This window comes from Arcobacter sp. F2176, assembly GCF_004116465.1.
GTDB classification, from domain to species: Bacteria; Campylobacterota; Campylobacteria; order Campylobacterales; family Arcobacteraceae; genus Arcobacter; species Arcobacter siniprincipis.
The window spans coordinates 1-384 of the sequence record NZ_PDJV01000094.1 but is presented as its reverse complement, the minus strand read 5'-3'; the positions used below and the strand labels follow the sequence as shown (position 1 = coordinate 384).

At 36.5% G+C, this 384-nt stretch carries 1 pseudogene; it reads left to right on the top strand.

The features are described 5' to 3' along the window. Positions 1 to 384, top strand: a pseudogene (gene glgC / locus CRU95_RS16330) (glucose-1-phosphate adenylyltransferase); the annotation flags it as partial.

Below are 384 nucleotides of genomic sequence, written 5' to 3'. Positions count from 1 at the left end.
ACCGAGTAAACGGTGGAGTCACAGTATTACCTCCTTATGCGGAGTCTTCAGGGGTGAAGTGGTATACAGGTACGGCAAGTGCCATTTATCAAAATTTAAACTATTTAAGTCAGTATGAACCGGAGTATGTTCTTATTTTATCAGGCGACCATATTTATAAAATGGATTACAGTAAGATGCTAGATTACCATATTGAGAAAGAATCGGACGTATCCATTTCTGTTATTGAAGTACCTTGGGATGAAGCGAGTCGCTATGGCATTATGAATACAAATGAAGAGATGGAGATTGTTGAGTTTGAAGAGAAACCACAATTTCCAAGAAGTAATCTTGCATCAATGGGAATTTATATTTTTAACTGGGCAATTTTGAAAGAGTATTTAG